The 24,995-nt window shown below is 44.4% G+C and carries 19 protein-coding genes and 1 pseudogene; 6 read left to right on the forward strand and 14 right to left on the reverse strand.

All coding sequences use genetic code 11. The features are described 5' to 3' along the window. Nucleotides 1-37: 37 nt before the first annotated feature. Nucleotides 38-1,471, reverse strand: coding sequence for a VanZ family protein (locus AAHF22_RS08570; protein ID WP_347324578.1), 1,434 nt, complete (start codon nucleotides 1,469-1,471; stop codon nucleotides 38-40). Between the two features lie 177 nt (nucleotides 1,472-1,648). Between AAHF22_RS08570 and AAHF22_RS08575 the strand changes: the two genes are divergently transcribed. After that, nucleotides 1,649-2,623: a YndJ family transporter gene (locus AAHF22_RS08575; protein WP_347324579.1), complete on the forward strand. Its 975-nt coding sequence runs from the start codon at nucleotides 1,649-1,651 to the stop codon at nucleotides 2,621-2,623. 562 nt (nucleotides 2,624-3,185) lie between these two features. Next, the gene (locus AAHF22_RS08580) at nucleotides 3,186-5,219 is read left to right on the forward strand and encodes a right-handed parallel beta-helix repeat-containing protein (protein WP_347324580.1); all 2,034 of its coding nucleotides are present in this window, start codon (nucleotides 3,186-3,188) and stop codon (nucleotides 5,217-5,219) included. A gap of 256 nt (nucleotides 5,220-5,475) precedes the next feature. Here the strand turns inward: AAHF22_RS08580 and AAHF22_RS08585 are convergent, their stop codons facing one another. The 9 genes and pseudogenes from AAHF22_RS08585 to moaA all read right to left on the reverse strand — a co-directional run bounded on the left by AAHF22_RS08585 (nucleotide 5,476) and on the right by moaA (nucleotide 16,564). Then, nucleotides 5,476-6,396: a nucleotidyl transferase AbiEii/AbiGii toxin family protein gene (locus AAHF22_RS08585; RefSeq protein WP_347324581.1), complete on the reverse strand. Its 921-nt coding sequence runs from the start codon at nucleotides 6,394-6,396 to the stop codon at nucleotides 5,476-5,478. Next, entirely contained in the window at nucleotides 6,397-7,158 is a 762-nt protein-coding gene (locus tag AAHF22_RS08590) for a type IV toxin-antitoxin system AbiEi family antitoxin domain-containing protein (protein ID WP_347324582.1), read from the reverse strand. 554 nt (nucleotides 7,159-7,712) lie between these two features. Next, nucleotides 7,713-9,212, reverse strand: a complete 1,500-nt coding sequence (locus tag AAHF22_RS08595) for an aldehyde dehydrogenase family protein (RefSeq protein ID WP_347324583.1) — start codon at nucleotides 9,210-9,212, stop codon at nucleotides 7,713-7,715. Nucleotides 9,213-9,240: 28 nt separating this feature from the next. Then, a complete protein-coding gene (locus tag AAHF22_RS08600) occupies nucleotides 9,241-10,326 on the reverse strand; it encodes a 5-methyltetrahydropteroyltriglutamate--homocysteine S-methyltransferase (protein ID WP_347324584.1) in 1,086 nt (361 codons plus the stop codon). Between the two features lie 266 nt (nucleotides 10,327-10,592). Beyond that, entirely contained in the window at nucleotides 10,593-10,823 is a 231-nt protein-coding gene (locus tag AAHF22_RS08605) for a ferredoxin (protein ID WP_347324585.1), read from the reverse strand. A gap of 48 nt (nucleotides 10,824-10,871) precedes the next feature. Continuing rightward, a complete protein-coding gene (locus AAHF22_RS08610) occupies nucleotides 10,872-11,858 on the reverse strand; it encodes an NAD(P)/FAD-dependent oxidoreductase (protein WP_347324586.1) in 987 nt (328 codons plus the stop codon). A gap of 354 nt (nucleotides 11,859-12,212) precedes the next feature. Continuing rightward, a pseudogene (locus tag AAHF22_RS08615) lies at nucleotides 12,213-12,950 on the reverse strand (molybdenum cofactor biosynthesis protein). 423 nt (nucleotides 12,951-13,373) lie between these two features. Further along, nucleotides 13,374-15,497, reverse strand: a complete 2,124-nt coding sequence (locus tag AAHF22_RS08620; protein ID WP_347324587.1) for a molybdopterin-containing oxidoreductase family protein — start codon at nucleotides 15,495-15,497, stop codon at nucleotides 13,374-13,376. A gap of 59 nt (nucleotides 15,498-15,556) precedes the next feature. Then, nucleotides 15,557-16,564, reverse strand: coding sequence for a GTP 3',8-cyclase MoaA (gene moaA / locus AAHF22_RS08625; RefSeq protein WP_347324588.1), 1,008 nt, complete (start codon nucleotides 16,562-16,564; stop codon nucleotides 15,557-15,559). Between the two features lie 240 nt (nucleotides 16,565-16,804). On the opposite strand from moaA, the gene AAHF22_RS08630 reads away from it, so the two are divergent. The 4 genes from AAHF22_RS08630 to AAHF22_RS08645 all read left to right on the forward strand — a co-directional run bounded on the left by AAHF22_RS08630 (nucleotide 16,805) and on the right by AAHF22_RS08645 (nucleotide 19,890). Continuing rightward, on the forward strand, nucleotides 16,805-17,278 hold the full coding sequence (locus tag AAHF22_RS08630) for a hypothetical protein (protein WP_347324589.1): 474 nt from the start codon (nucleotides 16,805-16,807) through the stop codon (nucleotides 17,276-17,278). After that, the gene (locus AAHF22_RS08635; RefSeq protein WP_347324590.1) at nucleotides 17,275-18,162 is read left to right on the forward strand and encodes a LysR family transcriptional regulator; all 888 of its coding nucleotides are present in this window, start codon (nucleotides 17,275-17,277) and stop codon (nucleotides 18,160-18,162) included. Before AAHF22_RS08630 ends, AAHF22_RS08635 begins: the two co-directional genes overlap by 4 nt. 346 nt (nucleotides 18,163-18,508) lie before the next feature. Continuing rightward, nucleotides 18,509-19,351 (forward strand): sialate O-acetylesterase, encoded by an 843-nt coding sequence (locus tag AAHF22_RS08640; RefSeq protein WP_347324591.1) that lies wholly within the window; start codon nucleotides 18,509-18,511, stop codon nucleotides 19,349-19,351. Next, nucleotides 19,348-19,890, forward strand: a complete 543-nt coding sequence (locus tag AAHF22_RS08645; RefSeq protein ID WP_347324592.1) for a PadR family transcriptional regulator — start codon at nucleotides 19,348-19,350, stop codon at nucleotides 19,888-19,890. The genes AAHF22_RS08640 and AAHF22_RS08645 overlap by 4 nt, the downstream gene beginning before the upstream one ends. Nucleotides 19,891-20,328: 438 nt before the next feature. Here AAHF22_RS08645 and AAHF22_RS08650 read toward each other — a convergent pair whose 3' ends face one another. The 4 genes from AAHF22_RS08650 to rlmH all read right to left on the reverse strand — a co-directional run bounded on the left by AAHF22_RS08650 (nucleotide 20,329) and on the right by rlmH (nucleotide 24,548). Next, nucleotides 20,329-20,955: a DUF2306 domain-containing protein gene (locus AAHF22_RS08650; protein ID WP_347324593.1), complete on the reverse strand. Its 627-nt coding sequence runs from the start codon at nucleotides 20,953-20,955 to the stop codon at nucleotides 20,329-20,331. A gap of 809 nt (nucleotides 20,956-21,764) precedes the next feature. Continuing rightward, nucleotides 21,765-22,484, reverse strand: coding sequence for an SDR family NAD(P)-dependent oxidoreductase (locus tag AAHF22_RS08655; RefSeq protein WP_347324594.1), 720 nt, complete (start codon nucleotides 22,482-22,484; stop codon nucleotides 21,765-21,767). 484 nt (nucleotides 22,485-22,968) lie between these two features. Further along, the gene (locus AAHF22_RS08660; protein ID WP_347324595.1) at nucleotides 22,969-23,493 is read right to left on the reverse strand and encodes a hypothetical protein; all 525 of its coding nucleotides are present in this window, start codon (nucleotides 23,491-23,493) and stop codon (nucleotides 22,969-22,971) included. 575 nt (nucleotides 23,494-24,068) lie between these two features. Continuing rightward, nucleotides 24,069-24,548: a 23S rRNA (pseudouridine(1915)-N(3))-methyltransferase RlmH gene (gene rlmH / locus AAHF22_RS08665; protein WP_347324596.1), complete on the reverse strand. Its 480-nt coding sequence runs from the start codon at nucleotides 24,546-24,548 to the stop codon at nucleotides 24,069-24,071. Between the last annotated feature and the right edge of the window lie 447 nt (nucleotides 24,549-24,995).

Raw genomic sequence — 24,995 nt, forward strand, 5'->3', positions numbered from 1 at the left:
AGATTGAACTAAACATCAATTCCAGCATCCAACATCCTCAAGCATTCGACATCGCCGGTATGAGCGTTTCCCATGCCTCTCCATTTAAAGTTCCAGTAAAGCGATATACTGGCTGGTAATACCCTTTTGAATCATACGTATATGCCAGCTCATGTTTTTCAACACGCAGCAGGTCGCCTTTTTCCAGATTAGCATACATGTAGAAATCTCCTGCAAGCACTTGCGCATACGCTTGTGCCGGACTAATCACATCCACTTTGCGCACATACTTATTCTGATTCATCATATAAAATAAATCACGAGGTGCTTCCTGGTCCACAGCAGCAGGGATAAGCATAACCATCCCGTCTGCAAAATCGGTTTCATCTTCGGCCATAGTATCCACTGATTTAGTGATATCCCATCTCAGTGTATTTTCGCTCTGAATGCTGAATACGGTGTTAGCTGGCAGCATATCATGATCCTGCATCCATTGTTCATAAAATCCTCTGTGCTGGATCAGTTTTTCCTTACTGAGCTTCATCTCTTCCCCACCCTCACCATACAGCTGCCATCCACCGTCCTTTACATTATAATTGTATGTGTACGGATTGCCGTTAATGTCGGTAAATGACCAGATGCGGTTCATTCCATCGATACGGTTGCCTTGCTTTTGCTCAAGCTGGAACGATTGTTGCACAAGCGCAGCTATACGCTTACCATATGCCAGATTGTAAATTTTATCATTTACATAAAGGGAAACTGGCTCGACCGTCTCTGGAAGCTTCGTATTCAGATCAATCTCGATCCCATCCATATTTTGCTTGATTGCTGGGCGAATGGCGAGATTACCCAGCTCTTTGGACTCATACACCGCTAATGCACTGGTGAACAATACGACAAACGCGATGGGAATACATAACGCAAGCCCTACCGATTTAAAGTCAAGCTTTCGCTGCTTCATACTGTTCCAAATCGCCTGCACCATCAAGTAGCCTGCTATACTACCCAGTGTGTTATGGAAAATATCGTCTAACTCAAAAATTCCTCTACGGCTCAGCATCTGGGTCAGCTCAATACCCACCGTGATCATTAGCGAAACGACCAGCACAGGCGTAAAACGCCGCATGCGCATACCGAGCAGTGGCAGCAAAAAACCAAGCGGCATAAACATCATCATATTAAAAATAAGCAGTTGAAACTCACTAAGCGACCACTGATTCCATGCACTCAAATAACCGCTAAACAGCCGAAAATTGACCCATCCCTCAAAGTTTGCTCCCCTGCTAAATGTAGTTAACATCATGACCAGACCAAACCATAGGATGAGCAAATAACCTGCTGCAAATTGGGTGACGGTAAACTTTATCTTGCCACCCCTCTTTCGGTAGAACATATAACTGAGAGAAATCACGCCTAACAACACGAACGCGATTACCAGTACCTTAGGTAGCAACGGCAATAACGTGCTAAGTATCCCTTGAATATCCATATGTGTGCCCCCTTCGTATTAGCTGTATGTAGTAGGATATAGTAAGATGAGTTGTGCTATAAGTAAGACGCCGCTGGCTCGTATTGTGTAACCGTTTATTTAAAAAAAGATTGGAAGCTTCCATTCGCAATCGGATATAGACACCTATAAAAAAAGCATCCTTAGAAAGGAGCCTACATGCCTACTTCTTCAAAGCAACGCATGATCCCATTACTAGCAGCAACGTTTCCAGGTGTAGTGATCATCCTGCTCCTATTTTCGCTTGATTATTTCCAACTGCAACTCGTCGAAAAGTTCCTGCTGCTGGCGGCTTTTGTCATCGTACCGCTAGTCATTATACTGTTGAAATATGATGAAAAGAATACCGCTCAACGAGCGATCTATTGGGCAATCAAATGGTTTCAATTTCCCGCCGCACTGCTGGCACTAGTATCTGTAATGAGCAGTACAATGTGGGGATTAGCCGGTACGTCTATACCGGGCGCACTTTCGCTGGGCTGGTTATTGCTCACTTTACTGCTTGGCCTATATGGAATTGCTACGATGATCATACATAAAGGGAAAATAGCCGAAATTGCGATTGGCGCAGGACTGGTGTACTTTTTTATCGGGGGCGTGTGGTTTACGTTGTATCAGTATCAATGGACTTTCTTTCAAGCCACTCCGGCAACACATGCATTAAGCTCCATCCACTTTCATTTTTCCTCAGCGATTGTTCCGATTTTTATCGGCATGTTAGGGCGGATCATGGCGAAAAAGAACTGGTATCCGTGGGTCGTTGTCATCGATATTATCGGGCCAATTTTGATCGCGATCGGGATGATCTTTTCCAAGCCGATCGAATACATCGGTGTCGCATTGTTTGCCTGTAATATTGTAGTGTATACTACGTATTTGCTTACGTACTTGAAGCGAAACGTGTTATACAAAAAGGCGACGGTCTTTTTAGTTCTTTCCTGCCTTGCCTTCTACACCGTTATCGTCGTGTCCATGTTCTATCCATTGCTGAAAAGAATGTTCGACTTGACCATACTCGATTTCATTCCGATTTACGGCGCACTGCATGCGTTTGGATTTGTGTTGTGTGGATTGATCGGGTGGGTGTATCTGGTCGATTCTATGAAGAAGCAGTCGTCTATACCCATCGGTTAGTGATCGAGAGTGTATACGCAAACTGTTTTTACTGAAGCAGACACTACTACGGCAAGGAATAAGGGGACGGACTCCGGTCTCGTATAGGAATCTACGGAGTAAGTGATCATTGTAAATTCCCGTGCTCAAAAGCAGTAAGATGTTTTGCTTGCAAACCTCACTCTCTCATTGCACCTTATGCCAGGAAATCACTAACATTACAGCTGTAAAACAGCTTTCTTCGCAAATATCACTTCTCATTGCATCTCGTGTGAGAAGATCGTTAACACCGAAGTCGTTCTTTCGCTTAGGTTGTTCCCACGGTGAAAGACGGCTTACACATATATGCGTGTTTATTGTTTTAACTTCTTCACCTATTTACAAGCTCGGACTATCCAACCTAAGACTACCCAACCGTAAACTTGTATAGATATTTCCTCACCTCACTTCCACTTTCCTATATCTCTCATTCCACCTACTTTCTAGTATAATAATTCGATACAGCAACCATTTGAAAATGAGCCTGCCTTCCGTGTATAAGCGGTTTTTAGCGCTTTTTGAGGTAGGAATAAGGAGATGGATTATGGAATATCATGTATCTATACATGGCAACGATCGCAACAAAGGCACAGAAGATCAACCTCTACGCACGATATCATGTGCTGCGGGACATGCCTTGCCCGGCGATACCGTTATCGTTCATGCAGGTGTGTACAGAGAATGGGTAAATCCAGCGAATGGAGGCACAGCCGAGCATCGCATCGTGTATCGTTCCGCAGGTGATGGAGAAGCGGTCATTACAGGTGCTGAACGGATTACCAACTGGACATCCGAAGGTGATCACGTGTGGAGTACCGAAGTGCCGAATTCCATCTTTTCCGTGCGTAATCCGTTTGAAGTAGAACTTAGCGGAGACTGGTTATTCGATGGACGCTTTCCCGTTCATCTTGGTGATGTGTATCTGGATGGTAAATCATTGTATGAATGCGAGAGTTATGAAAGCGTTCGCAATCCTAAAGTTTGGCCGGAAGCCAAATATGCTCACGATTCATTGTTGACGTGGTATGCAGAAGTCGGTTTGACGACAACCAAAATCTGGGCTAATTTCGGCGGCAAAGATCCCCGTCATGAACATGTTGAAGTGAATGTACGCCCGTATTGCTTCTGGCCTGACCAGCCGGGGCGTGACTATATTACCGTTAGCGGCTTCACCCTTCGTCAAGCGTCTCCGCAATGGGCACCACCGACGGATTATCAGGAAGGCTTGATCGGCCCGCACTGGAGTAAAGGCTGGATCATTGAAAACAATACAATCTGCGAATCGAAATGCGTAGGGATTAGTCTCGGTACTGCCGTCGGCACAGGACATAGTCAGTCGCTGGAGCAGCAAAGCAAAGGCGGAACACAGCGCGAGCAGGAAGTGATTTTGCGCGCATTACGTGACGGCTGGCATAAAGATACCGTTGGTAGCCATGTCGTGCGTGGCAATGTAATTCACGATTGCGAACAGGCTGGCATTGTCGGTCATATGGGTGCAGCGTTCAGCCATATTGTGGGGAATCGGATCTACAATATTCATCACAAACGGCTTCGACACGGTGCGGAAGTGGCTGGCATCAAGCTACATGCTGCATTAGATACGCAAATTAGCGACAATATTTTGTATAGCTGCTACCGTGCGCTCTGGCTCGATTGGCAGGCACAGGGTACGCGCATTTGCCGTAATGTGTTTTGGGATAATCTGTCGGAAGACCTGTTCGTAGAGGTTTGTCATGGGCCGTATATGGTCGATCATAATCTATTCTTGTCGCCGATGAATTTTAGAAATATGGCGCAGGGCGGGGCATTTGCTCATAATCTGTTTGCAGGGCGGTTTGTCGTTCGTTCTGAGGTTACGCGTACTACGCCTTATCATTTTCCGCATGAGACGGCAATGGCAGGGTACTCGAATATTACAGGTGGCGATGATCGGTATTACAACAATATCTTTTTGGGAGACGATGACGCCAATGTAGAACCTGTGCCGATTACGTTTTTCGAGCATCTTCCGCTCAAGCCGAGGGATGAAGCTGGAGCGGATGGCAAGACGGTAATGGACGGGGTGCCAGATGATTCGATTTGCTATTTACATGCGGTGGGATTGGGTGGCTATGATCAGCATCCGAATGTCAAAGATAAGCGATGGTGGGAATATACGAAAGAAGAGCTTATCGAGCTTGGCGATGCGGCGAAGGACTTTTTTATCGGAAATGCAGTGCTGCCGGTGGCGATGGGTGGGAATGTGTTTCTAAATGGGGCAGTTCCGAGTCGGCATGAATTGGAGTCCGATGGGAACGTTTATGAACAAAAGGGGATACAAGTTGAGGTTGATCCGGTGATAAGTAAAGTGCGCGTTCAGATCGATGCGGCTAAATGGCTACGGGGAAATAGTGCTGCTATGGTGGTGACGACGGATCTGCTTGGGAAGGCGTATCATACGAATATGGGGTTTGAGGAGCCGGATGGACGTGCGTATCTGTTGGATTCGGACTTTTTCGGGGTGAAGAGAGTGAATGGGCTGATTACAGCCGGGCCGTTTGCATTGACTGAAGATGGGATGGCTGAGTTTGAGGTTTAGTTTAGTTTGGTTAGAGAAGATCCAGTCATGTTAGGTGGCTGGATCTTTTTTATGTGAAATTTCTATTCTGCTTATGGTGTCGCTCTCCGTATTATCTATAAAATAAAGTAACGGACACCAGGCTAAATATTTGGAACAGAGCTATGTTATTGGGTATCTAAACTCTACGGATAACTCTAATTCCAACGTCACTAAAAAACCACTGCTGGGTCGATAGCAGAGTGGTATAAATCCAGTTTCATTGATAATTAGCTTGTCAGTCTTCCCAAATTGCTTTATGGTGATTCCATTCACTGAGAAAATCCCGTTCATCCAGTACATGATTGTAAATCGGTTTGAGAAAAGTATGAATGAATTCCATTACTTCTTGAAAAGTAGGTGAATGATCAGGTTTCAAATTGTCGATGAAGTTGCTCCACATTGTTAATCGACGCTTATCATTATAGAATTCTTTGGAGAAAATAATATGATCTTTATCAGTAATCGTTGCTCTACGCTTAAACGTTTCTGAAACCGCCTGGCACAATTGAAATCCCTTAAACGAACTAGTTCTTGCTAGTGTAAAGATGTCATAGAAATCTTTCATTCGACTGTTCACGACTGATAAAGAAACCATCGCTTCAAACTTTTCAGCAATGACTGATTCATTCGTATAGACGAATAATTCTGGTGTACTCATATGAGGTAAAAGCACAGGATAATCGATTGTTTGCGGATTGGGGATGATGACATCACCAAAACCAATATCCAACTGTAGTCTTTCTTTCATATTACCAAGGGAACAAGGAATTGTAATTCGAACACCTTCATACTCAGCATCTTCTTTAATGATTAGGTGCTGAATCTGTTCAGTATGAAAAACGATTCCGTCATTCTCAACATCGTTCGGCTGTACCTTACAAATATCTGTAATAATCTTGACTAAAGTAACGGAATCATTGCTTAGCCTTTGACCAGAGAAATCCATATCCTTCGTTGGTCTGGATTTGAATTTCGTGACTGAATATAAATATAATCCACCTTTTAAGATGAAATTTTCCTGATAATTAGACATCGACAAGCGTTTAAGAAAACGTTCCTGATAGTAAAGAATGGATATTGCATTGAAGGCCTTATTATTTTCTTTAGCCACATTCTTAAGTTTATCAATGATTGAAGCAGCGAAGTTCGTAACCAATCACAACACCTCAAGATAATTATTTAGGATAGATTTAACTCTCATTTTCTTCGCATACTGAATTAACTTACCGTAATTGATCTTTCTATTAGTAAAATACTGTTTTAAACTTTCCTTTACGATATGAGCATCAAGTTTATTTCTGAACTTTATAACATCGCAAATAGTACGTTCAAGATCGTAAATTTTTACAGAAAACCCGTTTATATCGAACTCCTCAATTCCTATTCCGAATGTATCATTATCAAAATAGTGCAGACGAATGGGTGGATACATTGGAAGTGACGGTTTGCTTCCCTTACGTGGTATTGCAAAGTGATACTCACTCGGAGTAAATGTACTTAGTTCATGATGAGCCAATGCAGAGTAGAGACATACTACACCTCTAGGAACATACAGCGCCGCCTCCACCATATCATGTAACTCTTTTTTAACATCTGATAGCACATAAAGTCCTCGTTTTATTTTTGTGATTATACCTTTTTTCTCAAGTTTGTTTAACTGATAATAACTAAATCCTTTTTCTCGCAGGGTAGCTGCATCAATGATTCCATTATGTTCCTCAAATAATTCCTGGATATCTGAATTATCCTCACGATTAATTTTCAAATCAATTAGCGTATGTCGTCCCTTAATCGCTAAAATAAAATCATTTAGACTATTAATATCAGGATTTTGTCGTATAATTTCAAAAAATCTTTCTTCCGTAAGACCGGTCTGTTGAAAAATTTCTTTTATTTGTTCTATGATGATATCATCCAAATCAACCACCTCCTTTTTTATAATACATACATTTAAAATTAAGTGTATATATTATAAAAATAATATAATTATATTTAGCGTTATTTTGAATAAACTATATACACTTACATGAAAGTGTCGATAATTTATCGTAAATTGGCATTTTTATCAAGGGTATGTTTTTAATAAAAAAAGAAGCCGATTCCCTACCGTGGTGAATTTCCCATCTCTACATTTGTTATTTTTAGACTTTAATAGATAATATGTAATAAACAGATTACCATTCACACCTTATGTATGTTTATAAAAAGTGGATAGAACAAATGAATACGTTAACAGAGCTACTGAATAGTCGTTATTAAGGAAATGATCTACGAATAATTTCAACGATTATTCTATACCGGTTAGCTATGAAAGTTCAGACGAGCATTACCACATACATTATAAGCCTAACTTCGCCTTTCTATCAGAAAAAACGCCCTATCTGCCGATTCTCAACAATCAGCAAATAGGGCGCTTCATCATATTTTACACTTACCATCAACAGCAGTACTTCCGAACAACTCCCAAACCACTTACTCCGGAATATAAGGCAAATCCAACATCTTCGGCACATTAATCACATGCTGCTCCGTATACGTGCGAATACCTTCTGTACCATATTCGCGGCCGATCCCGGATTGCTTGACACCACCAAATGGGAACCGAACGTCCAACCCCTGAACCGCCGCCGTATTAATCATCGTCGTGCCGGCTTCAAGCTGACGCGCCACAGAAATCGCATCCTCTTCTTTGCCCCATACTGAACTCGTCAATCCATAGATGCTTTCATTGTGCAGACGAATCACCTGCTCTTCGTTATCAAACGGCAAAATCGGAACCGTAGGACCGAACTGTTCCTCTACCACGATCGGATCATGCACATCGCAACCTAGAACGAGCGTCGGTTGCAGATAATACCCTTGCTCAAACCGCTGCTGATCCAAAATGCGACCTAACGGAATCACCTTCGCCCCGCGCTGTTTTGCGTCTTCCACCAGACTTAGCACATAATCCCTCTGCTTCACATTATTGACCGGACCTACCGTCGTATCCGGGTGGAACGGATCGCCAATGCGAATCCAGCGATTAGCTGCCTCAATATATTTTTCTACAAACTGATCGTAGATTGAACGATGTACATATACACGTTTGGCGATCATACAGATCTGACCGGTCGTTAAGAAATTGGAGACGACAATCCGGCGCATCGCGCGCTCATCTTCAACGTCAAAGCTGTCCAGGAAGATCGCCGCATCATTACCGCCTAGCTCCAGCGTCATATCTTTAATCGTGTCCGACGCCGCTTTCATAATATGCTTGGCTGTCTCGGTTCCGCCTGTAAAAGCGATCTTCGCCACATGCGGATTCGTCGTCAACTCCACGCCCACATCGGCAGCTCCATGAACGACATTGATCACGCCCGCTGGAAATTCGCTTGCAATAATTTCAGCTACCTTTGCTGCTGCCAGCGGTGCATACGGACTTGGTTTCAGCACGATCGTATTACCCGCCAGCAACGCAGGCGCGATCTTAATCGTCGACAACGCAATCGGATAGTTCCACGGACTAATCGCCGCTACTACGCCGATCGGATCATACGAAACAATCGTTTTACCATGATCATGCTCTTGAACCTCTCCCTGTAAAGCCGCTGCCGCTTCATTGCAAACAAACTCCATCCACATCAACGAAACATAAATTTCGCCATGTGCATCATACAGCGGCTTACCGTGCTCTCTGGACAGCAAATGGACGATTTCGTTCTCAGCTGCTCGGATCTTCTGGATCGCTTTGCGCATGCTCGTAATGCGTTCTTCGATATCGGTTTTCTTCCATGTTTGGAAAGCTGCTGCTGCCGCTTCAATCGCTTCAACAGCCTGTTCTTTTGTCGTAACAGGGAAATAGCCTACGATCTCCGCCCGGTTCGCTGGATTTTCTTTGGCCGATTGCGACAGAGACGGTACATTTTGTCCATTGATTAACGCTTCCACGGTAATCGCATTCACGGCATCCTGGTCTGCTTGAATTGTCATTGTATAACCCCTTTTTTATCTAAATAGATTATGCCCACACTTCGTCTGCAATTTCCTTCACATAACGCAGCTTACGCCACTGCTGATCTTCTGTTAAAATATTGCCCTCTTCCGTCGAAGAAAATCCGCACTGTGGGCTTAAACAAAGCTGTTCCAACGGCACATACGTAGCCGCTTCGGCAATCCGTGCTTTGATGTGTTCTTTATCCTCCAACTCGCCGGTTTTGGATGTGAGCAGACCGAGTACGATTTTCAGATCTTTGCGATTCACATGTTTTAAGGATTCGAAGCTACCTGAACGCTCATCGTCAAACTCCAAAAATAATCCGTCTACGTCCAGACCACCGAAGATTACCTCAGAAGCGTAATCATAGCCACCGGTCGAGAAATAGTTCGACTTATAATTACCGCGACAAATATGCATCGTGACGACTAAATCCGCCGGTTTATGAGCCAATGATTCGTTAATCATACGCTGCATCGTTTTCAACTCTTCCGCTGGCTCTAGCCCTTTGGCGCGTAGCTTATCATGCCCTGCTTCCGAGAAAAGATCTGCCCAGGCGGTATCGTCCAGTTGCAGATAGCGACATCCCGCATCATAGAACGCCTGAATCGCTTTTTGATACGCTGCGATCGTATCTTGCAAAAACGCTTCGCGATCCGTATACACATTCGCACCATTTTCCAGACGGTAGAGCAGCATATTTGGACTCGGAATCGTCTGTTTTGCTAAAGCATCACCTGCATGCTGTAGGACAAATTTGAAATCCTCTAAGAAAGGATGCGCTGAGAAATCGACTTTGCCGATAACGCGAATCCCTCCTTTGCGCGTTTGCATATTGTGGAATTTCGGTCCTTCGATTTGTTCATACAATTCTACGCCATCCAGACCACCCAAGAAATCAAAATGCCACCAGCTTCTACGCAGCTCACCATCGGTAACGGCGAGTACACCGTTCTCTTTTTGCTTTTCAATGATACGAATAATTTCTTGATCTTCTATAGCTCGTAATTGTTCATGCGTAATGCTACCTGCTTTATATTGTTCGCGCGCCTGACTCAAGTTGCCAGGACGTAAAAAGCTACCTACATGGTCGTGTTGAAACGGAATCATATGACTTGCTCCTTCTGTCTTTTGGTTCTCATGAGTATATCATGAGGGAAGAGGAGTTCTGTCATATGAAAAAGGCATGTCTGGTCATACACTTGGGCTATAGCTAAAAGGTTAGGGGAATCGACAAAGCCACCCCGTAGATGGAGTGGCTTCTCTGTATAAAACTTTTCTATTATGTTACTTCTCACTTCAAGCGAACTAGTTGCGCATTAGTAGCGGAACATAGCTAGTATATCCATATCTTTTGCACAGGAAGTTTGAAGGACTTATTTAGGTGTATCCGCCAACTTAATCGAATCGGTCGGACAGCCATCAACCGCATCGTACAAATCGTCTTTCAGTGCAGCAGGAATTTCGGTCGTTCCCGTATTCCCGTCACCGGCATAGACGACTTCGGCCATTCCTTCATCATTATATTCGAAAATATCAGGAGCCGTTGATCCGCAAGCCCCGCAAGCAATACAAGTATCTTGATCTACCCAGGTATATATAGCCATAACCTATTCTCCTATCCTCGTATTTTAATCGATTGAATACTCGACCTGCTATGCGAACGTCATATTGCTGCTATGTCCGGGTGATAGCTTTGCCTCCGGGTTGATATACACCATCGCATTATTGACCGCCGTTGGCGCTTCACCGAAGCCGGCGGCGATCAGCTTCACTTTGCCAGGATAATGAACAAGGTCACCCGCCGCAAAAAAACCCGGAATATTCGTCTCCATACGAGTATCGACGACAACCGATCCACTTTCAATCGCCAGTCCCCACTCTGCAATCGGCCCAATGGAAGAAACAAAGCCATAATTGACAATGACTTCATCGACCTCGATCTGTCGCTCCGCTCCAGAAGCGGTATGGCGAAGTTTCACTTTCTCCACCTTTTCTTCTCCATGAAGCTCTTCAATCTCCCATGGCGTCTGTACGTCTACCTTTGAATTTCTTAAGTTGTCGATGCTGTACTCATGCGCCCGGAATTTATCACGCCGATGCACGAGAATTACCTGTGCAGCTACCGGTTCAAGCATCAGTGCCCAGTCAACTGCGGAGTCTCCGCCTCCGGTGATCAGCACACGCTTGCCTGCAAATCGCTGAACATCACTGACAAAATAATGTAGATTATGTCCTTCAAATCGTTGCGCTTCCACCATTCCCAGTCGGCGTGGTTGAAAGGCTCCGGCTCCACCTGCCAAAATAACAGCCTTCGCATAATGTACCTTTTGGTCCGTCGTTACTGCGAATCTACGTTCTTCCAACTTGGCGACAGAGAGCACCTTTTCTTCCAGTCGAATTTGTACCGGGAATTGTTTCATCTGTTCGACAAGCCGGTCTACAAGCTCCTGTGCCCTAACCCTGGGAAATCCAGCCACATCGTAAATATATTTTTCTGGATACAGCGCCGCTAGCTGCCCACCCAACTGCGGCATGCTATCAATGACTTTGACCGTAGCTTTCCGCATTCCGCTATAGAAGCAGGCGAACAAACCGACAGGCCCTCCTCCGATAACAATCAAATCTGTTGTCTGCTCCATTATGCAATATCTCCTTTTCAGTTATATGTTCTGTTATTCGATCCATCAAGCCTTGTAATTGGCATCGGATATTTGCTGCCCTACCAGACCTGTCGGGACTCTTGGTATTGACTCCATTGACGTGATGTAATCTCCGCTGTTGCCACCAGTTTTGGCTAGCAGATCTTCCTTGGTCTTCTTGGTTTTCTTGGTCTTCTTGCCCCACTTCATCCTGCCGTCGTTTCTTGCTTCATCTATATGACATAACTGGCGATAGCTGAACGGTTCATATCCAGCTTATCGGAGAACATCCACCATCTAGGCTCGCTTTTCAGCATTGAAATGGGTCAGTCGAGGATGGGAGTCGGTTTCACTCTAATCTATGAAAACCTTCTGTTCCATAGTTTCGAGGTTCACAGTCGGATTCCATGGACCGGTCTGATGACCTTTCCATTCGGACCCGTCTTCCCATACTTCTTTTTTCCAGATCGGAACGATTTGCTTCAACCGATCAATCGCATATCTGCTCGCTTGATACGCCCCATCACGATGCGGTGAAGATGTGGCGATAACAACGCTCGCTTCTCCAATGCCGACCTTTCCGAGACGATGCGTAATAGCAACTCTGGAACCTGGCCAGCGTTGTGCAATCTCCTGTCCGATCTGTTCTAACGTTCGAATTGCCATTGGCTCGTACGCTTCATATTCGAGCAGTACAGTGCGCTGTCCCTTCGTATGCTCGCGTGTAGTGCCTACAAATACGATAGAGGCACCGTGATCCGGTTCAAGCACGGCATTTAAGACGGATGCAGTATCGATTGGATCATATACAATTTTGTAAAATTGCGAAGTATACATCGCCGTTCATCCTCCTGATACTGGTGGAATGATCGCCAGTTCGTCAGTAGGACTGATCGCTTGACTAAGCAAGGCATACGTATGGTTAACAGCCATAAACGATTGCTTTAGTAGCGGTGCCGCTTGCGGATATTGATCGATCAGCCGTGATCTTAACTCCCCAATTGTCATCTTCTCTTCCGGGGCTTCAAAGATAATGATCGTGCTGCCCGTCAGTGAAATCAAACCGGCAAAAACTTGAATTTGGTATTGCATCGGTCACCCTCCTTATAGCATCTCTTTACTTTCCTGTCGGTGTATGCAGGGCGAATCACCATCTTAGTCGAATCAAACTTGCTTGCGTATCATCAGGCTTATTAAGCTACAACAAGCCATTTAATTGCGAAAACTCGTTGATTGAAGAATTTTGTGAATTACAGATTTTTGATGATAGATATTGGTTCATTATAGAAATGGCGTCGTACACAAGCACTCGATGATGTTTATGTACATTCGCAACGCGGATCGTCTTTATACGAACAGATGGAGCAAACGGTGCCATCCGCCCCAAAGCCAAATCGTACGTTAAACATCAATATATATCAGTCATCACTCCGTTCTCAAAGAGTCGAATGATCCTAAGCAATGATACATGTTCTGCTTCGTCTATTGATCGACGAAGCAGAACATTTTATTCCATTATCTAACGCTTTCCACTTCTACCTGCGTATCTGAAAAAGTTGGCGCTCGGCCGAAGTCGGCATATTCCAAAGCAGTGAGCGCATTAGAAGTCGATGAGTTGGCAAGGCTTGACCAGTAGCCTACTGGAGCCACGACCACGCCTGGAAGCACGGTTTCGTTAACCTTAGCGACAGCTTCCATAGAACCGCGAGAATTAAACATTCTAACCTTCTGGCCGTCCTGAATGGAACGCTTTTCGGCATCATTCGGGTGCAACACAATATGAGGCTCGCCAACGATTCGACGTTGTCGATCAAGATTACCAAAGCTTGAATTGATAAATGCATGAGATTTGGGCGATATCATATTTAGCGGATACTGATCCTTAAATTGCAGCTCCGCAGACTCACGATAATTCGGTAACGGATCGAGCGGCTCGCCTGGCTGAAATTCGTTGTAGCCTTCGCGGAACAGGATGGACACCATATTCCCATTAGCTGCCGCAGAGGAATATAACTCGACTTTACCCGAAGGCGTTGGGAAACCTCCTTCCGCGAATGGCGCATATTCATCTGGATGCGGCAAATTCAAACGTGCAAACCCGGTTTCTTGAAGGCTCTCTACCGTAATTCCCTGCAATTGAGGCGCTGACCATTCTAAAAACTGCTCCACCATTTGTTCATCGGTCAACTTGAAGCAATCATCATCAAATCCCATCCGCTCCGCCAGACGACGGAACATTTCCGTATTTGGAACAGCCTCTCCCAGCGGAGCAATTGCCGGCTGATTCAATGTCAGATAGTGATGCCCCCATGAAAACATAATGTCCAGTTGTTCAAGCTGAGACGTCGCCGGTAGGATCAGGTCAGCATAACGAGCAGTATCGGTCAAAAATTGTTCACTCACAACTGTAAACAGATCTTCCCGGGCCAAACCTCGTAGAACTCCCCCTTGATCAGCCGTCGATACGACAGGATTGGAGTTATAAACGACCAGCGCTTTAACCGGCGGACCTTCCACTTCTCCAGCCAGTGCCTTACCAAGACGCCACTGATTAATAACGCGAGTACCGGGCTTGATCATGTCTGGACGAAGCATACGATCCCAGCGAAGTGGGAAGTTATACAGACTTAGTTGCAGGATGCCTCCACCCGGTTTGCGGAACGCCCCAACCAGCGCTGGAAGGCTTGCGATCGCTCTCATGGACTGACCACCATTGCGGTTGCGCTCCATTCCGACGCCAACCCGAATTGCCGCCGGCTGCGTCGTTGCGTATTCCCGTGCCAGTTGCGTGATAGTCGCTTCAGACAAGCCGGTAATCTCTGCTACACGGGAAGGCGGGAATTGCTGCGCCCGCTCCTTAAGTTCGGAATAGCCAACCGTATAGTTGTCCACATAGTCGGCATCGATCAGATTCTCGTTAATGATTACATTCATCATTCCGAGTGCCAGAGCACTATCCGTTCCTGGACGAAGAGCAATATGCCAATCGGCTTGACCAGCTGTCTTCGTATGAATAGGATCGATAACGACAATCTTGGCTCCTCGTTTGCGAGCTTCTGTCATAAACTTCCACTGATGAAGATTGTTGCTCAGCAAATTAGCTCCCCATACGATAATATATTTGGAGTGAACGATGCTTTCCGGGTCCAGACCTACTGCCGGTCCGAGTGTAAAATCATAAGCAGATGTTGCGCCGCTGTCGCAGAACGTGCGCTCAGATACGGAGGCGCCCAGCTTATGGAAAAAAGCATCCCCCACAGTTAGCCCATTGAGAATCCCTTGTGTCCCTAGATAACTGTAAGGAAGGATCGCTTGCGAGCCATATTCGGATATGATCGATTGGAACTTGGACGCTATTTCATCCAGTGCTTCATCCCATGTAATTCTGGCGAATTGGCCTTCACCTTTCGGACCGATCCGCTTTAACGGATACAGAATTCGATCAGGGTTGTACACTTTTTCTTGATAATGATTCATTTTGGCGCATAGATGCCCGGCAGTCATAGGATGTGTTGGATCTCCTTTTACAGAGGTTGCTACACCATCCTCAATCGTCACCAACATCGTACACGTATCAGGACAATCAAGTGGACAGGCTGCCTTTACGATGCGCTTGGATGCAACAGGTTGTGTACTCATACTTCTCGTCAACTCCTTATATACGTTTATAGTAAAGCCATATAGGAATAGGTAGCCTGCTATCCTCCAATTTGAGACATTCTTCTGACGGTGGGCTGATGAGAACGCTCCTGATTAGCTAATGCTTTGGCCATCTCATGCGTCTCTGGCTTCAGCGCAAGTGTCTCCCTGAATAGACGCTCAATCAGCTCCGGCTGACCGATTGCTGAGCGAACATGGGTTTCGTAATTCCAGTAGAGACATGGCTTGATCATCCCATCCGCCGTTAGCCTCAATCGGTTGCAGTTAGAACAGAAATGGTCACTGACTGGATGAATCAATCCAAAAGAACCCTGCGCTCCAGCGATTTGATAATTCTCGCTTGGGCCGTTGCCATATACTTCGTTGATGGGCTGATATGACATTCCAAGCGCCTGACATCGCTCCAATACGGTAGATAAGGGCAAATACTGACTTTTCCAATCTTTACTCTCATGACCGATCGGCATGTATTCGATAAAGCGGACAGTCAGTTTACTATTTAATGTTAACGCCAGAAAATCATCTATTTCATCGTCGTTTATGCCTTTCATCAGCACGACGTTAATTTTGATCGGATCGAATCCAACCTGAATGGAAGCTTTAAGAGCGGCAAGCACCTTGCGTACATCCCCTCCTCGCGTAATGAACCGAAACCGATCGGCTCGCATAGAATCAAGGCTAATGTTAATCCTCGTTAATCCTGCTGCTTTTAGCTTTTCGGCTTTAGGCGCAAGGAACATCCCATTCGTCGTTAACGCCGTATCTTCAATACCCGGAATAGCCGTTAATCTTGAGATCAATCGATCCAGATTTTTCCGAACTAAAGGCTCTCCGCCTGTTATACGAAGCTTCCGAATTCCCATGCGAGCAGCGACAGTGACCACTTCGACAATTTCATCATCAGACATTAATTTCTCTTCTGGCTCGAATTCCATTCCTTCCTCAGGCATACAATACACACAGCTTAAATTGCATTTATCTGTAACTGAGATTCGCAAGTAATCATGTCTCCGACCGAATCGATCCTGTAATATGGATGCTGTCACATAGTCACCTCTTTTTTATGTGATGTAAAATAACATTAAAATATGTGAATGATGGTGTTTTTATTATATTTTTATTGAATTAAAGAATCCAATGCAGATTTAACATACCCCCTATAACATAATGAATAGTATAGGTACATTCCATTTAATAAAATGACAGTTTTCTTTTCATTTAATGTTACTTATTAATTATGAAGTATGTTATTATTGATCTACTAGATCAAGGTGGGGATTGATTGTATGTTCCATAACTATTTGGGGAAATTAATATATGAAGTAGATCAACAACAGAATGTGCTGGTCTGGCGAGTCATCGATCAGTTGGATTATGTCGAGTCCCAACAGATCTGTGATTTGATCAGAAATCTTGTATTAAGCATGCCGCATAGGAAAGCAAAAATTATCGCGGACAAGCGTTATTCTTACGATAAATATGGTCATGCTCTAATTTTTAGCCGCAATGTCAGCGATGAATGGATGAAGCTTCAAGAATGGCTTATCTCACATAGTCCAGCGGTCGCCGTTCTGTGCGGAACGCTGGCTATGAAAGCGCAGACGAATCGCTTATCAAAGCAGAGCGGTTCCTATGAAATTTTGAGATCGTTCTATGATCAAGATCAGGATAAGCTGCTGCGCAAGGCATATGCTTTTCTTGAGATTCAGAGCAATACGCTTGCCGAAATGCCTCATACCGTTGGGAGAGATGTCCCTTGAATATTAGAGATATGGAGATTTTTGTGCAGGTCAATGCATATGGGAGCATTTCAGCAGCAGCAGAACATCTTCATCTTTCTCAGCCTGCGGTTAGTCGAAGAATTAGTTTTTTGGAAAAAGATCTAGGCTACGAGCTATTCGAACGAGTCGGTCCAAAGCTCGTCTTAACTCCAGCGGGGAAAGTTTTTCTAAAGTATTGCATCTCTTTTATAGCCGATATGAAGGAGATGGAACACACTATGCGCTCCGTATCCGAGAATCTGCAAACTTTCACCATTGGCATGGTTGATATACTTGCAGAAACACGGCTGTCCATTGTATTTAGAGACTTTTGCCAGATGTATCCTTCGGTAGATATCCATTTGTATACAGCTTCGAACGATAAAATCGCCGAGATGGTCGCGAATGGACAGGTCGATCTCGGCATTAAATATTTTCAAGATAGCCATGTCAAAAATTTAGAGCAAATCAAAATCGGCAATGAACAACTGGCAATCATCGCGGCGCATAACAGCCAGTATAGTAAGGATTCTCATTCTGTCCAACAGCTTGCTGATGCCAGGTGGATCACCTTTCCAAAAGAAGATCCTTTCGGATCGATTATTGCTTCGTTTCAGCATTATAACCGATTGCTGTATAAAAAGACGGCTAGCCGCCAGCTTGAAATTGGCAGTCTGACGATGCAAAAAAGGCTCGTAGAAGCCGATCTCGGATTATGTATCCTTCCACTCGACAGCGTTGCTGACGAAGTACACGCCGGAAAGCTTCAGGTACTTCAAACCCCTATGCCTGAAATCAATTTCCCGATCATCGCTCAATATCGTGTTACGTCTCCCGTGATCGAGTTTATCGAGATTTTTCTCGATTTGACAAGTATGGAGTGAGTCGTATTTCCGAACAACGGTTATACCTTCTATTTAGAAACATAAGCAAAAGCACTGCATCACTGCCGCCCGGCGAGAAATTATTCGATTGGTAGTGACATAACAAATATGCAGCTTCACTACCAAATTCATTGGTCGACGCGCCAACGATTTGTTAATGATGTACTGCTTCGTTTTCAACTCTGCCGCTGGCTCTACTCCTTTTGCTCCAATCCATATTGGATCGCATAATAGTTCACTTTCAACGAAAAGCTTTCACAGAGGAATGAATTAAAGTGTACACAGCGTATGTAGTGCGTTATAGTCTAATTAGACTATAACGCACTACTAAAGGAGTTACCGCTATATGATAAAGTCATTTTTAATGCTCGGTCAGTCGAATATGGCAGGTCGTGGATTTTTGCATGAAGTCGATCCGATCTATAATGAAAAAATAAAAATGCTGCGCAATGGGCAATGGCAGATGATGACAGAACCGATCAATTACGACCGCCCGGTGTCGGGTGTAAGTCTGGCCGCGTCTTTTGCAGACGCCTGGTCAAACGCTCATCCTGACGAGGTAATAGGACTGATTCCATGTGCAGAAGGTGGCAGCTCCCTGGATGATTGGCAGCCAGAAGGCATCCTTTTTCAGCATGCGTTGTCCGAAGCTCGCTTCGCTATGCGATCCAGTCAAATCTGCGGAATCCTGTGGCATCAAGGGGAGAGCGACAGCTATCGTTCGCTGCACGAAACGTATTATGCGAAATTAACGGCGATCATGAGCACCCTCAGACACGAACTGAATCTGGAGAAAATACCATTGATCATCGGCGGACTTGGCGACTTTCTGGGCAAGACCGGTTTTGGACAGCAGGCGACAGAGTATCCGCAGATCAACGAACAATTACAGCGCTTCGCCCATGAACAGCAACATTGTTATTTTGTAACAGCGGCAGGTTTGACGGCGAATCCTGACGGCATTCATATCGATGCGGCTTCGCAGCGCAAATTCGGCTACCGTTATTTTCAGGCATTTTCCACAATGAGTCATATTATGGAACCCCTCGCTGGGGAAGAGCAGTCCCTGAACGTAGAGCGAGCCTATTCCAAAAATGAACAAATCTACATTCACAGTCTGGAATTAGCTTCAGGTAAAATCACATATGCACAATTCGAGGCACGGATGGCGAAGGTGATGCAACCATGATCCCTTTACTCATTCTTGGCTTGCTCATCCAAAACCCCAGCGCTCACGGCTATGAACTGCTAGCGCTTATGGAAAAACGCCATTACAAATACATCGTAAATTTTACTAAAGGCTCGTTTTATTACAATTTACAGCAGCTTGAAGAAAAAGGCTGGATTGAACAGGTTCATCAGAACCTATTAACCAGTGGGCGAGAAACGCGGAACTTCATCATTACGGAATCGGGCAAGGCTGAATTCGAACAATTAATGGTTAAATACGGCACCAAATCGGAATATGTGAACTTGCAATTTTACGGAGCACTACTTTTTGCCGAGCAATATGACCAAAGTAAATTGCTGGAACTGATCCAATCACAAATCGACCAGACCCAAGCCCGAATCGCGCTGCTCGATGAATACCTGTCCAATACGCAAGAAGCTCCCGGCATCATCGATTATTACCGCCGTATGAATGAAAATTCTCGTGCGCATCATCTCGTTAATTTGGAGTGGTTTGAGCAATTGAAAGCGGGGATAGAAGGGGGACGTTTAGATTGAAGGCAGTACAGAAGTGAGATCCTTTGCTCGTCATAACTTAAACCAATGCATAGTGTGTTCGGGCTATGGCGAGCTTGTTTGTAGACGGGTCATAGCTTTCCTTTTTGTATATGACATGAGCCATAGCTTGCCAATGATCTAGTAATGATCTAGTTAAGTATGATTTAGTATTGTGCCACATCGCCTGTAAGCAGCACTATGCCTTGCACTACCATCATCGACTGCTGCAATTGAATATAGGAGGCCTAAGAGACCGGACAGACTGGTCTATCTGCGCAGCAATGCCTGTTTCCTTTTCCCTTATGATGATGGATGACGCGCATGACTGACTTCCAGCTCAAGACGAAAATTTCACAAGGCAAACGGACAATATCAAATACTAAGCTATAAGTCATGGATACGCAGTTTTATGAATCATTTTGGCGTGGCAGTTGTGAATCATTGTCGCTGCCGCAACCTCATTCTAGCAATTACAAATTCGATAACGAGCAAATTCGGAATCCAACAAGCCCAAGCGACAACGCGAAATGCCGCCTCAAAATCGCCAAGCAGAATAGCCAGCGGCGCTAATAAGATGCGAAGCGTAACAGCCGAAAAAGTAAGCGCATAGCTGCGAAGCATCCATATTTTATGAGCTTGGATGTCTTTGGCGATAATTTTCCTTACCGCAATAAGCGTAGTTGAAACCCACAGTACATCGAGCGACATGAATCCAAAGCTAGAAATCCAACCTCCTGTCGCAAACAAGGACAAATACACGTTCACGATCCCACTCACTGTAATTGAAACAACATATCCATACCCCAATCGGCGATGCCAGCTTCTTCTGGCAAGTGTTGGCTTTATAAATAGTTGAAAGGGTCCGATAATCAAGGCAAAAATCGCAGTGAAAATATGGGTGTAGAGCACATAGATCCACGGTTTGAGTGCGAAATCCGGTTTTTGCAATTTGAACGAGACCAGTCCAGCATTACTCGCTTGAAGAATGCCATACTGCACAATGGCATATCCGGCAATTGAAAAAGCGAGAATGAACACAAGTGTCCGAATCGTTTTATTTGCCATATGAATGAACCTCCTTCGCTACTGTAGGGAAACCATTTATCACTTATACGGGTCTAGTTTTCTGCTGTGCTTTTGATGTAAACGGAGCTTTGGTTTCTTCCAGCTTGGAATCGTATGGGCATCCAGCAGTTCGTGAACGATGGCTCTTCCAATCAAGGCTGTCGCCGCTTTTCCCTGTAACCAATACACTCATTTACACTCATTTTTAAAAGCTCCTTTCTTATTGGTGGAATGTGTATTCTAAGTATAGGTTAAGGAATACTGCGTTCTTTGCCTTTTTCGTTGGAGTTTTTGCCCGATTCAATAGATTCCGTCGCTTAATAAAGAAAAATCCGCTAGGCTGCATGCCTGCGGAAATTGAGAATTAGTTTATTTATAAGTTTAACTGCTTCTGCTTCTGCTTCTGCTTCTGCTTCTGCTTCTGCTTCTGCTTCTGCTTCTGCTTCTGCTTCTGCTTCTGCTTCTGCTTCTGCTTCTGCTTCTGCTTCTGAAATTATTTTGTGCTATTTCTAGTTGGAAGACAAACAAAAAAATAGCTGTAGTCGCGGCTATATCGGGAATCGCTCTAATAGACTGCAAGCCTGCTCGCCGAGTATGTTTTGCAATCTCTATCTGTCTGGTGATTCCCACACTCCACAAGCTTTTCCTACTTGCGATACAGCTCACCTTTGTCACTATAGTTTATCTAAGCACAAACAAGAGTTTGACCATAATCCATACATTCACATATAAAGCCAAAACCACTCCTTACGATGGAGTGGTTTCCAAGAATCTCGCTTTTAGTTCACTATCCTTCTCTATCCAATCGACTACGCATTGGTATCTAACATGGCTGGCATATTGATTTCTTTTACACAGGAGGCTTTGGAAAGGTTCATCACGCATTTCACTAAAGAAACGATGTCTTGAAGCGGAATCTGCGTGCCTTTGTGTGTTGCTAACACTTTCTCAACGCCGTCTTCCAATGGAATCTGGGTTGCAATTTCACCAGGATTAATACAGGTCACACCGATCTGATACTGCTTCACATGCTCCCTGAGCGCATTTCCAACACCACGCAAACCGAACTTAGAAGCCGCAAATGAAACCTGCGTAAAATCATTATGTTCCAAACCTGCCGTAGAACCAATCAAGAAAATTTTGGCGTTATCTGACTGTTTGAGATTCGGTAACAGATTCTGGATGCACGTAATCGCTGAAGTCACATTGATATTGATGATGTTGGCAATCTCAGCTGGATCATCCTGCTCAAAATCATAGTCCTCTCGGAATCCTTTGCTCTCCCATATGCCTACATTGTAGATCAATACATCGATCGTAATGTCATGTGCTGCATTCGCAATCAGATCGCTTGCATCCGATTTTGCTAAATCTGCTTCGATCCAATATTTCTGGATATCATCTTCAACATCTAAAATGTGAGGACGCGTTCGAGAAACGATCCAAACTCGATCACCTTTTTCTGGTAAACCTTTGACGAATGCCTCACCTAAGCCTTTGCTTGCTCCGAATATAATGAAGTTTTTCATGAGTTCTCCTTTTGAAGATGATCGTTTTCTGCTAGAGCGTAGCAACATAGTTACTGCTCTAACAACAGTATGTAGCAATATACCTCTACTTTATAAGGGTAATAAGATCACTTTTCATTTGCAATGCTGCTGTTGTCTTGAATTTTCTTTTCGTGTAATTAAAATGGAAATCGGATAGGGCAACACTCGCTACTCCCTATCCATCATCAACCTTTCCAGGCATCTAGCCAGGTTGCAGTTCAGCTCTAACCCTACGGATTCTAACGATTTCCACAAACTCTATTCCGCCGATTCACAACCGCATATTCTACAGGATAGCCACTTCTCCGTTCTCTCACACCTGCTATCGAAAAGAAATTCCTGCATGTCGAATGAATGCAAAAAACGAACCCGCTAAGGCTCGCTTCATGTATTGAAGTCGCTTGATCATTACCTGTCCCTTATAATTTTGCTTTATTTATAATCGGCTCGTCAGCTCTGATGGTTACTTCAACCCTGACTGTGCCTTCGTGAGCAGTTTCCCGCCTTGAAAAGCAATTACCGCGTTGGAACCATCGCCAGCTGCACCTTTATAGCTGTACACGACCGTGTTCTCCGTTTCACTTAGCGCTTCACCTTCGCCGCCTAGAATGTTGATGACCTCTTCTGTGGACATGCCAACTTCCAGCTTCTTATACTGGGCAAACGTAATCAGCACTCCATCCCCTTTTCCGGCAGAGCCATTATTGCCTGTGCTAGTCGATGTCTGGCTGTTCACACCTTGTCCAGCAGCAGCGCCAGCTGTATCAAGTTCTGTCATCTTTTTCTCCAACGCAGCAATTTTCTGGGCCTGTTCATCACTTTGAATCCCCTGTTCAGTGAGCTTTTTCTCCAGCACTGTGATTTTGTCCTGCAACGCACTCGTGTCTACTGATCCAGCTGGAGTCCCCTCTGATCCACATGCGGATAGGATCAGCATAGATAAAGCCAAACTGGTTCCACCAAGTATATTTTTCTTCAATAGATTCATCTTGAATCCCTCCATTTTCAGATTGGTTAGCCGGTTTTAACGTTATACCGCTATGATTTGCATCCATGCTCTATGTAAACATATTGACATTAGTTTACCATACAGACTAATAAATGTATCTGCGCATTGGCTCCGAGACTTCGCGATGAGAAGCGCTCCACCTTTTAACTAATTTTATATATGAACACGAGTATGCCCCTGCGCCAAACAAAGACTCGTTTCTAAAAATATATCCGTGTGCCCTCGTGCCCCTATGCAGCATCAATCTAAAAAGAGTGGTCAGCATTTCTGATCACTCTCTCTATGAGTACCTGTTTCCAGTATCGCTTTTAACTACATCATTGCTTCAACCCTGGTAGAAAAAGCGATCTCATCACGTTCTCCCAGATTTCTTTCCCAAGCGGCAGTTGTCATTACTGACACTACTAAAGCCACGTCTAGGTAGGTTGTGATACCAATGTGCTCTTCCAACAATCTATTCGCAAGTCAAAACCCGAAGAGAGTTACACAGATGCACCTACTAAAAGTCTTGCCTTGCAAGGAATCTGCTCGATCTCCACCAAAAAAACTTGCCGCTACTTGTGGTACGGTTCCCCCCGATTAATCTTCACCGCCCGATACACCTGCTCCACCAGCACCAATCGCATTAACTGATGTGGCAACGTCATCCGTCCAAAACAAAGCCGCTGCTGCGCCCGTTTCAGTACCTCATCCCCAATCCCATGACTACCACCAATCACAAACACGACATGACTACTCCCATACGTGCCCAGACGATCAATCTCTGCTGCCATCTCTTCCGAACTCCACAGCTTCCCATCCAGCGTCAATACGACCACATGCGCATCCGGCTTAATCTGCGCCAAAATTCGCTCGCCTTCCTTATCCTTCACTATCTTTACTTCCGCATCACTGAGCGTATCCGGTGCCTTCTCATCATTCACTTCTGTTATTTGAAATTTAATATACGGCGTCAATCGCTTGCTGTACTCCGCAATCCCCTGAACCAGATATTTCTCTTTCAACTTGCCTACGCCAATAATTTGAATATGCATCACGCTACCCCTTTTCCTCATCCATCATTCCTATGTAAAACAGCCTCCGACCAGACCATCCGCATCCCAAAACAATATTCACTTCCATCCAGTATATCACTCACTGCCAATCAATGACTTTCACTCACCAGCTAATTAGCTCATTAACTACTAACCTGCTCCATTGCTGATCGTTCACCTACTGGAATCAATCTAAAATCAAAACCTGACAAGCAACAGAAACTTCCTCTGCATAAAATGTACATACTCACCCCAAACCAATGCCAAACATCATAATCACTTAGCCATTCTCCTAATTTAAAAACATCCCGTGTGCTATATAAGTGCTATATAAGTGCTATATAAGTGCTATATAAGTGCTATATAAATTAAGCATAACAACAACATCAATCAACGCACCCTAAATTTCTAATCTTATAAAACAAGATATTGCATAAAGCAATAATC

The organism is Paenibacillus wenxiniae, assembly GCF_039822605.1.
Lineage (GTDB): Bacteria > Bacillota > Bacilli > Paenibacillales > Paenibacillaceae > Saccharibacillus > Saccharibacillus wenxiniae.